This is a genomic window from Deinococcus deserti VCD115 (assembly GCF_000020685.1).
Lineage (GTDB): Bacteria > Deinococcota > Deinococci > Deinococcales > Deinococcaceae > Deinococcus > Deinococcus deserti.
In genome coordinates, this window is the sequence record NC_012528.1 from 337,516 (window position 1) to 351,714 (window position 14,199).

The following is a 14,199-nucleotide window of genomic DNA, read 5'->3' on the forward strand; positions in this document are numbered from 1 at the left end:
CCGCATGCCGCACCACACAGAACTGATTTCTGCCCTCGCTGTCGGCCTGACGCTGGCTTTCTTCGGCGGCCTGCTCGCGACCCGTCTTCACCTGCCTCCCTTGATCGGCTACCTCCTCGCCGGCCTCGCTGTCGGGCCGTTCACCCCGGGCTTCGTCGCCGACGCCAGCATTGCCGCGCAGCTGTCTGAGATTGGCGTGATGCTTCTGATGTTCGGCGTTGGCCTCCATTTCTCCATCAGCGACCTGCTCGCGGTGCGCCGCATAGCCGTTCCCGGCGCGCTCCTGCGCATCCTGACCATCACCCTGCTGGGTGCTGGCGTCTCGCAACTGTGGGGCTGGTCCATGGGAGAAGGCCTGGTGTTTGGTCTGGCCCTCTCCGTGGCCAGCACTGTGGTGCTGCTGCGTGCGCTTGAAGAACGGGGAACGCTCGACACCACCAACGGGAAGATCGCGGTGGGGTGGCTTGTGGTTGAGGATCTTGTCATGGTCCTGGCGCTGGTTCTGTTGCCTGCGCTGGCCCCCTTGCTGTCGGGTGGCGAGGGAACGGTGAATCTGGGAGCGCTGGGCATGTCCCTGGCCCTCACGCTGGGAAAAATGCTTCTGTTCGTGGTGGTCATGATGCTCGCTGGCCGGCGCTTCATTCCATGGATGCTTGCCCGCGTGGCCAGGATCGGCTCCCGCGAACTGTTTACGCTTGCCGTCCTGGGCACCGCTCTCGGCATTGCGTACGTGGCCGGAGCATTGTTTGGCGTGTCGTTTGCGTTGGGAGCCTTCCTGGCTGGTGTGGTGGCCAGCGAAAGCAAATTCAGTCATCAGGTGGCGGAGGACGCCCTGCCGTTCCAGGATGCGTTTGCCGTTCTCTTTTTCGTGTCGGTCGGCATGTTGTTCAATCCTGCCATCCTGCTTCAGGCACCGCTGCTCGTGCTGGCCACCTCACTGATCATCGTCGTGGCGAAAACGCTGATCGCGTTCCTGACCATGCGTCTGCTGCGCGCCTCCTTTACCACCTCCCTCACGGTGGCCATCTCTCTGGCACAGATTGGGGAGTTCTCGTTTATCCTGGCGACGCTGGGCCGCGACCTGAACCTGCTGAGCGTTCAGGGACAGAACCTGATTCTGGCAGGCGCGATCGTCTCAATCATCCTCAACCCCTTCCTGTTTCGCCTGATTCCTCTGGTCCAGAGGTGGCAGCAGAGAGGTGAGCCTCAGGGCACGCCACAGAGTCACCCGCCGGTCGGCCTGACACGGCACGCTGTGCTGATCGGCTACGGCCGGGTTGGTCGCATGATTGCCCAGACTCTCCAGGCCCAGCACGTGCCGTTTGTCGTGGTCGAGCAGGACGAACGCCGCATTGATGAACTCAGGGAATCAAACATTCCTGCTATCTACGGTGATGCAGCCCGGACATCCGTCTTGCACCAGGCAGCGCTCCGTGACGCCCGTGTGGTCATTATCGCCACTCCTGATGCCATTCAGGCTCAGTTGATCGTGGAGCATGTGCGCCGGGTCAATCCGGATGTGTATGTCACGGCCCGGAGTCATGACGAACACACCCAGCGGGCCCTGCGTGATCTGGGGGCAAGTGATGTCCTGTACGCGGAACACGAACTTGGCCTGGCTATGGGCAACCATGTTCTGGCGGCCCTGCGCCCGGCGCATGATGCTCCCGCCAGTCGTGCCGGAACAAGCTCCTGACTGGCATCGTCCTGGCTCCGGCCTTGAGGTCGAGACTCTTTTCCGGCGCCGGTCAGCACCCACTGGATTGCAGGCGCCTGAACTGTCACCGGCCACATGAGGCAGTCACACCAGAGGACTTTCGTTTGATCGAGGGTGCTGTCTCAGGCTGGTGTCACGCTCATGCCTGCCACCTTGTGCTGGGAGTTGAGGACGTCAGCTGCCTCTGTCTTGCTTGACGACCTCAGCGGGTCCGGTCCTGCGTCTCATGGAGCCGTCTGCCGATGAATCCTGCCAAAAGCGAAAGCCGCACCGGGCTCAAGGACTTCTGCCGTGTCAAAGACATCACCCACAGACGCTCTTACAGCGACACAACCTCGCCAACGCATCGCTGCTCGGCCAATCTCAGGAGATGCCCAGCCAGTGCAGTGTCCTGGAAAGACACTCCCGTCGAGTCGAACACTGTAATTTCTTCTGAGTGTTCCCGGCCCGGCTTCAAGCCTGCACACAGCTCACCCAGCTCTGCGTAGATGTCCTCCGGTTGTACGAGCTGCAGGGCGACCGGGCGCTGCATTTCCCCTATGGTCAGGCTCTGGGCACGCCGGTCTACCACGACTTTGGCCACGGCGACCAGATATGGATCAAGTTCCTGCTTCCCGGGAGCATCAGAACCCATGGCGTTGATATGCGTTCCAGGTCTGATCCACTGCCGCGAGATGATCGGTTCCTCCGCCGGAGTCACAGTGACGACGATGTCCGCGTCTTCGCAGGCGGCCTGTCCGTCCGGCACCGCCCGCACAGCGAGGCCCGGCAGGTCGGCCGCTTCCACGAATGCCTCGGCACGCTCGGGGGTGCGTGACCAGACCCGCACTTCCTTCAACGACCGCACTTCCTGAAGAGCTCGAAGTTGCGCCAGCGCCTGCCCTCCTGTCCCGAACAGCGCCACCACCTGAGCGTCCGGGCGGGAGAGCATCTGGGCCGCCACGGCCCCGGCAGCGGCCGTGCGAGCCTCTGTGATGACGTTGGCGGCCAGAAGCGCGTGCGGTTGCCCGGTGACAGGATCGCCCATCAGCATGACTGCGCTGTGCGTTGGTAGGCCACGGCGAACATTGTCGGGATAGTACGATCCCATCTTCAGACCAAAGACCTCGTGATGCCCGGACAGCTGCAGATGACTGGTTTTAATGCTGTAGCGTCCGCCGTTCAGGGAATGGCCGACCACAGGCAGCACTGCAGCCTGACCGCGACCATCTGCCGCAAACGCGTCCCGGACGATGTCTATAACTTCCCGCTCATCGAGGAGTGAGCGAATCACGGTATCGCTGAGGACCGTCAGAGGCATCGCACCGTGATTCATTCCTGTTCCTCTTTCAACAGGTGCACGAGCAGATCACGATCGAGATTGCCGCCACTGAGGACAGCGACGAGTGGGCCGGCGGCTTGCAGTTCCTGGCGGTGTGAGAGCGCCGCAGCCAGCGTCACGGCTCCACTGGGTTCCGTCACAAGGCGGGTTCGCAGGGTGGTCTCGCGCACCGCGCGCCGAAGTTCGGCTTCACTGACGGTAATGATGTCATCCACGAATGCCTGAACATGAAGCCAGTTCAAATCGCCCAGGTGCTGCACGCGCAGACCATCAGCCAGGGTGCGGCCCACCTGTTCGGCCGTGTAGGTGACGCGCTGCCCGGACTTGAAGCTGTCATGGGCGTCGGCGGCCACCTCGGGCTCCACACCAATGACGCGCACGTCTGGACGCTGCAGTTTCAGCGCGGCGGCCACACCCGACAACAGGCCCCCGCCACTCACCGGAACCAGGACGGTGTGTACGTCGGGCAGGTCCTCCAGAATCTCGAGCCCGACAGTGCCCGCCCCCGCGATAATGCGGGCATCGTCATATGGGGGAATGGGGCTCAGCCCCCGCTCTGACGTCAGCTCCTTGGCCCGGGCGGCGCGCTCCTCACTCGCGGGCCCCACCACGATCACGTCCGCACCGAACGCCCGGGTCATGTCCAGCTTCAGCTGGGGGGCATTGTCTGGCATGACGATCACGGCAGGGATCCCCAGCTGTTGGGCGGCATAGGCGACAGCCTGCGCATGGTTGCCGCTGGAATGAGCAACCACGCCTCGCTGCCGTTCGTCTTCGGACAGCGCAAGGAGGGCGTTGAAGGCTCCGCGCAGCTTAAATGCCCCAGTAGGTTGCAGGTTCTCCGGTTTGACCCAGAATCCTTCGAGCGGAAACGGGACCAGAGGAGTGCGTACGACGTGGCCACGGATGCGCTGGTGTGCGCTCAACAATTCATTCAAAGCGATGAGGGAGGAAACAGCAGTTGGATGCGACATGAACAAACCTCGGAAATGATGGGGTAAGCAGACCTGCTTGGCGGCGACCCACGAAGAATAAAGCCTTGCCCGCCGCATATGTCCTGAATGTCCAGACTCTGGATAAAATATCTTTGTGTCAGAGACAGAAGCCGACCATATCCATCTCCTGGCGCAGCTCCAGCAGATCGCCCAGGGACTTGCCGAGACGTTCGCACCATTCTGTGAGGTGGTGGTGCACGATCTGACCTGCCCAGACCATGCGGTGATCGCGATCCACAACAACCTCTCGGGACGTGAACACCATCAGCCCGCCACAGAGCTGGGGCTGGCCCGTATTCAGGACTCCCAGTACCCGCAGATCATCACCAATTACGCCAACCGCTTCGCCGATGGCCGCCCAGCCAAAAGCACGTCTATCGGCATCAAAGACTCCCGGGGCAGTTATGTGGCCGCGCTTTGCCTGAACATTGACCTGACGGTTTTCCGCAGCCTGCAAAGCGTCATTGAATCTTTCGTGCAGCTGGACAATACAGTCAGCGTTCAGGAATCCCTCGAGCCCGCGGGGGCAGAGCTTCTCCGGGCGCACATGGACCAGTTTGCCGCCAGACGCGGCACCGTACCCCAGGCTCTCAAGGTTGAAGACAGGCGAACACTCGTGAAAGAACTCAAAGCTGGCGGCCACCTGCAGGTGCGGCGAGCGATGGAAATCGTGGCGTCTCACCTTGGGGTTTCGCGGGCAGCAGCCTACAGCTATGCGAAAATATCACCGGGTGACCAGCTCAGGTCGCGTCGACCATAACTGTTTGGTGGTGAATTGTCCGGCACAGTTCAAAAGCCTCATACGTGTGCAGGCGAAAGGTAAGGCTGAAGCAACCGCCTGGTGTGCGCTCACGGACATGCCGTCCAGCCGGCGTCACTTTGCCGGATGACGGGTCAATGGGCTATGTCAGCTTGAGGTTACCGTCCACGGCGCCCCTCTCTGAAAAGGGGCTTGCTGGCGGATATCCGAAGAATCTCTTCCCAGCGTTTACGCCGATGGAGCAGATCGTTCCTAGTTGCGAGGGAATGCAGCAGGCCTCTGCGCATCGCTTACGGGGACTGATGAGCGGCCAAAACGACGTGACGGTGCTGCGCGGAGCGATTCAACGGTTGCAGCTCATCGACCGGGTTGAATCTAAGGACGTGTAAACTACAGAGCTTTCATAAGTGACTTCAAAAGGACGTCTTCACAAGGCAGTCCGAGCGTGAGCGCTGGCTCAAGTCGAACCTCAGAGACGATAAACCGCGTCGACTTAGCTTTCATATCTTCTGTCGCGTCCGGTCAGAGAATAGGCAAATGTTTCGCATGCGCCCGGCTCTTGTATTGACTTCAGCCCTCGTCATTGCTGCACCTCTCCAGAGCGCCCACGCCACAGCCCTTGAGAAAGCAAAATTTGTCTTTCACCTTGGCGCAGCGTATTACGCATTCAACACCTGGGTCTGGAAGCCATACCGTCAGTACAAGTTCCAGGTAGGAGCACCAAACCAGAAAACGAATATTGTCAAAGCCGGCGCCGCCCTTCTGTTCGCCGGCTATCAGGTAAATTCAGCCATCAAAATGACCAGAAATACCCAGGATCCCTTCCTGAAGAGCATCGGTGGCCTTTTGCCCAACTTCAGGAAATCACTCACTGCTGTTGGAAACGATCTTAAACAGGGGCGCTTCAATGAGCAGGGAATTCAGCAACTGAACCGCAGCGCCACGCAGCTGCTCAACGCTGCTCAGCAGCAGGGACAAACCATCCGGCCTGTCGCTGTGCCTATCCCAGGTTTGTAAGTTCTGGCTTGGAGGGGGGCAGCTCGGTACTGCTTCCCTTCTTCGTTTCTATCTGGGCCCACTCGTGCCCTGTTCCTGGATGCCGCCATCAGAACAATAAGTATTGTTTTTCGCCGTAGAAAGTAAGTTGAAATAATATTCAGAGAACGAATCTGTTTTTAACGTTCTTCTGGAACCAGACTCTCTGGAAACCCCGTTTAGGGCCTGAATCAGGGCAGCTGGTTCACCTGTAGGTCAATAAAAATGGAGTCGGTATGGCTAGATACCGACTCCACCACAGTTTAGGCCGTCGTCGCGTCATCCGCACCCTCTGGCGTTGGGGCAGAAAGCATTTCAGCGACCATAGGAGCTGCCGGCATCAGAAGGTGACAGATGCATTCCTCGTCGCGCTTCTCCTGTCGCGGTATGTCTTCAAACATCCGTACCCGTCCATCTGGTGGAACATCCTGAGGGAAGACCGGCCCGGTCTTCCCAGTTACACCCAGGCGTTCACCCGCGGCCAGCGTCTCCTGGAGCATCTTGAGGCTCTCGTCAGTCCACCTTTGCCCTGTACAGATGTCGTGGTGGACTCCATGCCACTCCCGGTGTGTCGTCCAAAACGAGGGAAACGCTGCGCGTTTCCTGGTGCGCGGTGGGGCTACGGGACCCAGGGCGATTTCTTCGGCTTCAAACTCCACGCCTGGGTCTCACCCGCTGGCCAAGTGATGCAGTACCTCATCCGACCAGCCAACCTGCACGACACGACCGTCGCCTACGAGCTCAACCGACGCTGGGCGGACTTCGGCGGACCCCGAGTGATCGGGGATAAGGGGTACTGCGCGTTGGGGTTCATCTATCCACCCAAGAAAAATACGCGCTACGACACCAGGTGGCGGGAAGACCACCATCCGAAATTACGTAAACGCATCGAAACCGTGTTCTCTCAGTTGGTGGAAGCCCAGGTTCGTTCCGTTCAGTCTAAAACCCTGACCTCATTGCGGCTCCGCGTCGTCCTGGCCGTACTCGCCCACAACCTCATGCACCGCTAAACGGGGTCTGGAAGTTTGGTCCCGGTCAGAATGATCTGGGAGGGCTATGCTCCGTTTTCAAGCAGCGCAGGAAGCATCTGCGCTGCTCTACACGGGGAGCTGGCGCGACTTCGATGGTGTTCTCAGCGGCTTCAGAAAGCGGAAGGCTTGGCAAACGTGCACAGATATGCACGAATGGTCGGCAGAATCGTCTTGCTACCACTCAATTGGATTGTCGCGGCAGCAGCCATGTCCGGTCTGTAACACTGGCTGGAAGTCAAGAGAGGCTTAAATGGTATCTGTTACAGATTAAGCAGCTGTTCCCTGCCTTGACGTTCATGTGACATCTCCTGCCCTCTTCGATTTAGCCATAAACACAACAAAACTCGTTTGCCTGGACCGATCATGGCCAGCAAAAACCCGTCAATGACCTGGGCGTCTCTCTACCATCAGGATGGACCGTCAAGATACGCACTGATTCATTGAGTGGGTTTGGTCTCGTCCGGAACCTATCAAATAGAATAGATCTATGACCGCACTCGAATCGCCAAGCATTCTGGATCAGGTCAAGGCCCTGTCGCATGAAATCCGCTACGACCTGATCCGCCACCTGGCCCAGGGTGAGCGATGCGTCTGTGACCTGGAAGAGCTGCTGGAGCTACCCCAGTCGAAGGTGTCATATCACCTTGGTATTTTGAAAGATGCGGAACTTGTCCGGTCTGAGCAGCGAGGAAAAAACACCTATTACACCCTGAAGCAAGAACAGCTGTTTCTACTGGGCGGAGGTCTGTTAACCGAGATATTTACAGACCGTGTCTCCTTGACGGAACAAAAGAAATCAATATGCTGAAGGCACGATGACCCGAGTCCTGATTCTCTGCACCCACAACAGTGCCCGTTCCCAGATGGCCGAGGCACTGACCCGTGAGGCGGCCCGGAAGGCTGGCGTTGACCTTGAAGTCTATTCTGCCGGGACTGAAGCCACCTGCGTCAAGGACGACGCCAGAACCGTCATTGCCGAACTTGGACTGAGCCTGGACACCCACACCAGCAAGACACTCTTTGACGTGCCTGAACCTCAGAATTTCGATTACGTCGTGACCGTATGTGACAGCGCCGCCGAAGCCTGCCCGGTCTACCCGGGCAAGACCACCCGCAGGCATTATCCGTTTGTCGATCCGAGTGGCGGCAGTCTCGACCGCTGGCGCGCCGTGCGGGACCAGCTTCAGACGCAGTTCGAGGCTTTTGTGGCGGCGCTCAAAAATGGCCATCGGGTTCCGGATTCTTATACTGACAGTCCGGCCGTGACGGTCGCCTGAGATGACTCTGCCTACGCCGGTCCCTCTTTCCCGCGCCCTGGCTGCGGAAGGCATCGGAACCTTCGCCCTGGTGTTCTTCGGCCCAGGTGCGGCGGTGGTCCAGGCACAGACGGGAGCGCTCGGGCATCTGGGTGTCGCGGTTGTGTTCGGCCTGACGGTCACGGCGGTCATCGCAGCACTTGCACCGATCAGCGGGGCGCACATCAACCCGGCCGCCACCTTCGCCCTCACCCTCGCCGGTAGGTTTCCACGGGAACGCGTCCTGCCTTATGTCGCGGCGCAGCTGCTTGCCGCGGCGCTCGCCGGGTTTGTGCTGCTGGCCCTCTTCGGAATGAAGGGCGACCTGGGGGTGACGGTCCCATCCGGCAGCGTTGCGCAGGCATTTGTTCTGGAACTGACGCTCACGTTTTTCCTGTTGCTTGTTGCCCTGCGCTCCGGCCTGCCCTGGGTGGTCGGAGGGGTGGTGGCTCTGGAGGCCGCCATGGGCGGCCCCATGACCGGGGCGAGCATGAATCCGGCGCGGTCTTTCGGTCCATCCCTGGCCAGCGGCATCTGGACCGCGCACTGGCTGTACTGGGCCGCACCACTGATGGGCGCCGGGCTGGCCGTTGCTGCCAACCATTTTCTTAACCCCACCGAACCGGTCGAGACGGCGCCACATCAGGCGCAGGAGTTCGTGCCTACCGAAAAACCGACATGACGTCCCCGACCGGTAAAGCACTTCTTTGTTGGGCCATGGATGCCCGCTCTTTACCGTCTGACGCTCTGCCCGGGGAGCATGAATGCGAATGCTGGGATATAAGTGCCGGTGGACCTGAAACGAGTGAGAGGCACCGGGCAGAGCGTCAGCCGCACAACAAACACAGCCTGAACCAGGGACTGTGGCCGGTCGCTTTCCGACAGGTACAGGACATCGTCGGAACCGCGAACATGCGTTGCGCGCAGGAGCAGATATGAAAATAGCGGTGTTCGGAGATGTTCATGGCAACCGTTTCGCGCTCGAAGCTGTGGTTCAGGACATCGAACAGCACCAGCCGGACATGTGGCTGAACCTGGGCGACCAGCTCTTCGGTGGGGCAGACCCGGTGGGGGCGTGGCAGGTCCAGCAGGAGCTCCGGGCTAAGTACGGCGCGCTGGAAGTACGTGGGAACACAGATGAACGACTTGGGCAGGACCTTACCGAAACAACCGAGAAGCGGGCGATGCTTGAGTGGCTGCACAGCATTCTTCCAGAAGATGCCGCGGCGCACGTGGCGGGCCTGCCGACCAGCGTCACTGTGGCGGACGGCCAGGTGATCGCTGCACACGGCGCGCCCGACAGTGCCTGGACGTACCTGCTGCTTGACGGCAAGGCCTGGGCGACTAACGACCTGATCCTGGAGCGGCTAGGAGACACCGGAAAGGCGCGCGTGGTGATCGTTGGACACTCTCATCAGGAGCATGTCCGGCAGATCGGCCAGGTGACAGTGGTGAATGCTGGTGCCGTCAGCCGCCAGAAGGACGGCTGTCCCCTGGCCCGGTGGGTACTTCTGGAAGGTCATAACGGTATCTGGAATGTTACGTTCCGCAGGGTCACCTACAACGTGGAGGCAGCGGCACGGTGGGCTGAGCAACACGCCCACAAAGGCGCCCAGGAGGCAGTACAGTTAAGAACCGGTGCGCCGCACAAAAAACCCTGAGCAACCGTGCCTGTCGGTGATCGTGTCGATCAGCCTCCAGCTGACCTGATGGCTGGTGCTCACCGTGACACGGCGACACTGCACTCAGGGCGGGGGCTGGAGCGGACCAGTCCTGGGCAAGCTGACCGAAAAGGCGGCACCTTCGCCTACAGCGCCTTTCGCCCAGGCCTGGCCTCCATGCCGCGCCATGATGCGCCGCACATTTGCCAGGCCCACGCCGGTCCCCTCGAACTCCTCCTGCAGATGAAGGCGCTGGAATACACCAAACAATTTGTCGGCGTACCGGGCATCGAAGCCCACTCCATTGTCCTGAACCGTCAAGACAGTGAACTCCGGACGCTCCTCCGCGCGGACCTCAATCACCGCGTGTTCTCGTGTGCGGGTGTACTTCAGCGCGTTCGAAATCAGGTTCAGTAACACCTGCCGCATCAGAGCCTGATCCGCCCACACCTTCGGCAGGGGGTCCACCAGCCAGGAAATGTCCCGCCCCCGGAGGTCCGGCAGCAACTCTGCACGGACATCCGTCAGCAGAGCCCCCAGGTCGATCAGCTGGATCTGCAGGGGCTGGCGGGCGCTGCGGGACAGATCGAGCATCGCGTCAATGAGGTTGTTCATCCGCTGCGCCGACTGCTCGATCACCGTCAGGTAGCGGGCCACCTTCGGGTCCAGCGGCGTGTCCAGCGCCTTCCGGAGCAGGCTGGTGAATCCAGCGATATGGCGCACGGGGGTTCTGAGATCGTGACTGACGCTGTAGGCGAACGATTCAAGCTCCTTGTTTGCCTCTCCCAGAGCCTGCGTCCGAGCATTCAGGGCATCCCGATGCTCAGTGAGCTGCTGCGTGAAATCCGCGCGTTCCAGTGCAAGGCTCAAACTGCGCATCGTCGTTTCGAGCAGCGCCCGGTCGACAGCCGTCCAGGCGCGCTGATGAAACAAAGCGATCACGAACATGCCGACGGTGACGCCCTGCATCCGGAGCGGCAGGGTCGCCACGGCCTGAATGTGCTGCACCATTTCCTTGGGGCTGTCGCTGCCGTGGACATACGCGTCCTGATAGAAGGGCTCATCGGTGATCAGCGGAGTAGCCAGACTGGGCACATCATGAGCAAAACCAGCGTCGATCAGGGTCTGCAGCCCTTCGTCACCGATCTCCCCCACCTGGGATTTCGCACGCCATCGTCCTTCTTCCAGCTCGTAATACGCCGCGTACCCGCCAGGCAGCAGAGACAACACAATCTGCTGCGCCCTTCGTATCAGGGCCACCCGGTCGGTTTCCACTACCAGATCCATGGACAGTTGAGCGAAGGCTTCCAGTGCCTGATTGCGGCTCTCCACTTCAGCCTGGCGAGCCGCCAGGGCGTGAGTCTGGTCGACCCGCTCCAACATCAGATTCAGGCTCCGCATCGCTGTCGCCAGCAAGGCGCGGTCAGAGCGGGACCATCCTTGATCCGGGGTCAGCGCGAAGCTGAGCACTCCACGCCGGTGGCCACCCACCGTAATGGGCAAGCTTGCGGTTGCTCTGTGGGGGGCTTCGTCACCCGTCAGGTCCCCGGCCGCAGGGCCAACTGCGGTCTGAAAGTACAGTTCACCAGTACTCCATGGAACAGACAGGGCTGGAGCCTCATGCAGCGGCAGACCAGCGTGTAAAGCGGTCTGCACCTCCGGGTTGCCGGGCTGTCCCACCTGGGAACGGACGACCCACCGAGCGTCTTCCGGCTCGTAGTACTGTGAAAACCCGGGGGCCAGCAGGCCCAGGATGACCTGTTGCGTCTCGTGAATCAGATGCAGCGGATCACTCAGTATGCCCAGGTCATGGGTAAGTGTCGCGAAGGCCTCAAGGATCCGGGTCCGGGCATCGAGTTCCGCATTCTGCTCCTGGAGAACGGCAGTGAGGTCCGCTGTTCGCAGTGCGCCCATCACCTGGCCTCTGAGCAGATTCAGGTAATCGCGGTACGGACGATCAAAACGTTTGCGTGCATTGAGACCGATTACGAGGACGCCAGGGTTGGCAGCTGCAGTACTCTCCTGCGCCAGCGGCAGAATGGCCACCTGGGTCACAGGTTCAGGCCACGGCCCCACCGTAAGTGGTGAAATGGACTCTACTCGGACCTCGGCTCCGCCTCGCCATGCTTCAGGAAGGACCGCAAATGTATCAAGGAGTGCCGCATCGAGTCCTGCAGCCGCCTGCAGCCTCAGTTCCTGGGCATCTGGGAGATACAGCAGGGTGAACGGCAGGTCATGCGGATTGTTCAACTCCCCCTGAACAATGGCGGAGGCGATCTGTGACAGGTCGCTTGACCCAAGCAGGCCGGACGCGAGAGCAGCCAACGTTTCGGTGCGCCGGATACTCAACACCCGCTCGGTGGTTTCGCTGACGCTGGCCAGCATTCCTTCCACGTGAGTCTCGCCGTGGATGGGCGTGTAACTGACGTCGAAATAGCATTCTTCCAGGTATCCGTCGCGGAACAGAGGCACCAGGATATCCACAAAGGCGACGCCCTCGCCCCGCTCGAGCACCGCATCGAAGTAAGGCTTAAGGCCTGGATAGCCGTCATGCTCAAAAATGTCCGCTGTCCGCCGGCCAAGCGCGCCAGGGTGCTTGTCGGCGCCCAGAATGGGTCGGTACGCATCGTTGTAAATGGCAATCAGGTCATGGGTCCAGCCGACATACATGGGTTGCTTGGAGGTGAGCATCAGCTCGATGTACGTGCGCAGGCGCGGGGACCAGTGGTCAGGCGGTCCGAGGGAAGTGCTGGACCAGTCAACCTCGCGCATCAGGGCGCCCATCTCTCCCCCGTGTTCAAAAAGTGAACGCCCGGTCATGAGAAGGGGCGCACCTGGTCAACTGTCATGCTTCCTTTTATCAGGTAAGGAAGAGCGAGGCGCAGGAAATGAGCACAGTCATCGTTCACAACACGGAGGCAGAAGTATTGTTGATTTCAGCGGGGGTGCCTGCCCTGGACAGGTAACCTGCGTGATCCGGTAAGCCGCCTTCTGAGCGGGCCAAAAGCCCGGTCATGAAACCAGTACGGTCGACAGCTTATGCACTCGCGAGAAAGCCTGGAAAGATGACCGGGCATCTGGACCCGGCGGATTGGAGCCTTATAGCTCCCGATGGCCTTCCGGCGTGATTTCTCCGGGTGTCTCGTTACATACCCGGTTCGCCTGCCAGTACTTGAGAAATGCATCGATTTGGCGCAGGAACGTATCGAACGCGGACGATTTCACCATGTATGAACTTGCATGCAGGCTGTACGCTTCGCTGATGTCCTTTGCGGCAGCAGAGGTGGAGAGCATCACCACCGGAATGCGGCGCAATTTTGGCTCCTGCTTGAGCAGCCCCAATAACTGGAAGCCGCTCATTCCAGGCATGTTGATATCCAGAAGAATCACGTCCGGCAGGGTGGGCGTGGAATGCAGGAAGTTCAGGGCTTCCTCGCCGCTCTGGACGCATGTCAGGGTGCAGTCGGGCTGAAGTTCCTCGAACGCTTCCTGGGCGAGCAGAAGGTCAGTGGGGTTGTCGTCTACCAGCAGGTAGCGGCACGGAACGGACATGTACCCTGAGAATAGAGCGTCTGGAGCCGCATGCCTGTGCGAAAGGTCCCCAAGCACCGCAATGAAGGCCCGGTGTCTACCCGAAAATGACGTGATTCCAGCACAAGCACATTCGGTGCAGCTTGTTCCACTCAGGACAATCCGTTCAGTGCCTGTAAGGCAGGCCGGGCCGCTTCAGCAGGCAGGTGCCCCAGCAAAATGAGTTGGGCCAGGCCGTGCACGGTACCCCACATTCCTGCGGCCACGAGATCCGGGTCATTCGGCGGAACGCTGCCTTGCGCCATACAACGCTCAATGGTAAATCGGAGCAGTTGCTGATTGGCCTGGTGCACTGGGCTCGGCTGGTCTGGGATGCAGAGGCTCGGATCAAAAATAAGATGGAAAGCGTTCGTGTGCTGAAGTGCAAACTGAATGTATGCTTCGCCGATGGCGACCAGCTGATGGAGCGGGTCGGGTCCTGCCCGTTCGAAAGCTTCCACCTGCTTTTGATAGAACGCTTCCATACACCGCTCCGCAAGAGCAAGCAGGAGCTGACGGCGATCCGGGAAATAATGATACGGCGCAGCGTGGCTGACGCCTGCATGCTTGGCGACCTGACGCAAACTGATATGGGCAGCCTGCTGTTCTTGAAGAAGGTCGAATGCAGCGGATAACAGCGCTTCTCGCAACTGTCCGTGATGGTAGGGACGTTGCTGCGCCGCAGGCTGGGAACGCAGTTCCCTTCGTTCCAAGGCGTTTTCCGATTTTGATCTTGACACTGTCAACATCATAGGGCAGCATGGCCCTGCTGGATCTTGACGTTGTCAAGATTTAGGTGCCCGGTTCTCTCGAT

General features: G+C 60.1%; 13 protein-coding genes. 8 read left to right on the forward strand and 5 right to left on the reverse strand.

All coding sequences use genetic code 11. The annotated features are described in order from the left end of the window. Positions 1-4 precede the first annotated feature (4 nt). Complete coding sequence (locus tag DEIDE_RS17545; protein ID WP_012695072.1) at positions 5-1,696, forward strand: cation:proton antiporter domain-containing protein; 1,692 nt, start codon at positions 5-7, stop codon at positions 1,694-1,696. Positions 1,697-2,036: 340 nt separating this feature from the next. Here the strand turns inward: DEIDE_RS17545 and DEIDE_RS17550 are convergent, their stop codons facing one another. After that, complete coding sequence (locus DEIDE_RS17550) at positions 2,037-3,032, reverse strand: ornithine cyclodeaminase family protein (protein ID WP_012695073.1); 996 nt, start codon at positions 3,030-3,032, stop codon at positions 2,037-2,039. Continuing rightward, positions 3,029-4,012, reverse strand: coding sequence for a threonine ammonia-lyase (locus DEIDE_RS17555; RefSeq protein ID WP_012695074.1), 984 nt, complete (start codon positions 4,010-4,012; stop codon positions 3,029-3,031). Before DEIDE_RS17555 ends, DEIDE_RS17550 begins: the two co-directional genes overlap by 4 nt. 115 nt (positions 4,013-4,127) lie before the next feature. Between DEIDE_RS17555 and DEIDE_RS17560 the strand changes: the two genes are divergently transcribed. From DEIDE_RS17560 to DEIDE_RS17595, 7 genes are all read left to right on the forward strand, one after another. Continuing rightward, positions 4,128-4,793, forward strand: coding sequence for a helix-turn-helix transcriptional regulator (locus DEIDE_RS17560; protein ID WP_012695075.1), 666 nt, complete (start codon positions 4,128-4,130; stop codon positions 4,791-4,793). A gap of 537 nt (positions 4,794-5,330) precedes the next feature. Beyond that, a complete protein-coding gene (locus DEIDE_RS17570; protein ID WP_041228105.1) occupies positions 5,331-5,810 on the forward strand; it encodes a hypothetical protein in 480 nt (159 codons plus the stop codon). 254 nt (positions 5,811-6,064) lie between these two features. Then, a complete protein-coding gene (locus tag DEIDE_RS17575; RefSeq protein WP_012695078.1) occupies positions 6,065-6,838 on the forward strand; it encodes an IS982-like element ISDds5 family transposase in 774 nt (257 codons plus the stop codon). 508 nt (positions 6,839-7,346) lie between these two features. Next, the gene (locus tag DEIDE_RS17580) at positions 7,347-7,667 is read left to right on the forward strand and encodes an ArsR/SmtB family transcription factor (RefSeq protein ID WP_012695079.1); all 321 of its coding nucleotides are present in this window, start codon (positions 7,347-7,349) and stop codon (positions 7,665-7,667) included. 7 nt (positions 7,668-7,674) lie between these two features. Continuing rightward, positions 7,675-8,136 (forward strand): arsenate reductase ArsC, encoded by a 462-nt coding sequence (locus tag DEIDE_RS17585; protein ID WP_012695080.1) that lies wholly within the window; start codon positions 7,675-7,677, stop codon positions 8,134-8,136. Between the two features lies 1 nt (position 8,137). Further along, positions 8,138-8,836 carry an MIP/aquaporin family protein gene (locus tag DEIDE_RS17590; RefSeq protein ID WP_012695081.1) on the forward strand — a complete coding sequence of 233 codons (699 nt, stop codon included), beginning with the start codon at positions 8,138-8,140 and terminating at the stop codon, positions 8,834-8,836. Between the two features lie 253 nt (positions 8,837-9,089). Further along, positions 9,090-9,815, forward strand: a complete 726-nt coding sequence (locus DEIDE_RS17595) for a metallophosphoesterase family protein (protein ID WP_012695082.1) — start codon at positions 9,090-9,092, stop codon at positions 9,813-9,815. Positions 9,816-9,899: 84 nt separating this feature from the next. Here the strand turns inward: DEIDE_RS17595 and DEIDE_RS18285 are convergent, their stop codons facing one another. The 3 genes from DEIDE_RS18285 to DEIDE_RS18915 all read right to left on the reverse strand — a co-directional run bounded on the left by DEIDE_RS18285 (position 9,900) and on the right by DEIDE_RS18915 (position 14,137). Continuing rightward, positions 9,900-12,635, reverse strand: a complete 2,736-nt coding sequence (locus DEIDE_RS18285; protein ID WP_049760575.1) for a PAS domain-containing sensor histidine kinase — start codon at positions 12,633-12,635, stop codon at positions 9,900-9,902. A gap of 279 nt (positions 12,636-12,914) precedes the next feature. Further along, positions 12,915-13,367, reverse strand: coding sequence for a response regulator (locus tag DEIDE_RS17605; RefSeq protein ID WP_012695084.1), 453 nt, complete (start codon positions 13,365-13,367; stop codon positions 12,915-12,917). A gap of 131 nt (positions 13,368-13,498) precedes the next feature. Beyond that, the gene (locus DEIDE_RS18915; RefSeq protein ID WP_012695085.1) at positions 13,499-14,137 is read right to left on the reverse strand and encodes a TetR/AcrR family transcriptional regulator; all 639 of its coding nucleotides are present in this window, start codon (positions 14,135-14,137) and stop codon (positions 13,499-13,501) included. Positions 14,138-14,199 lie beyond the last annotated feature (62 nt).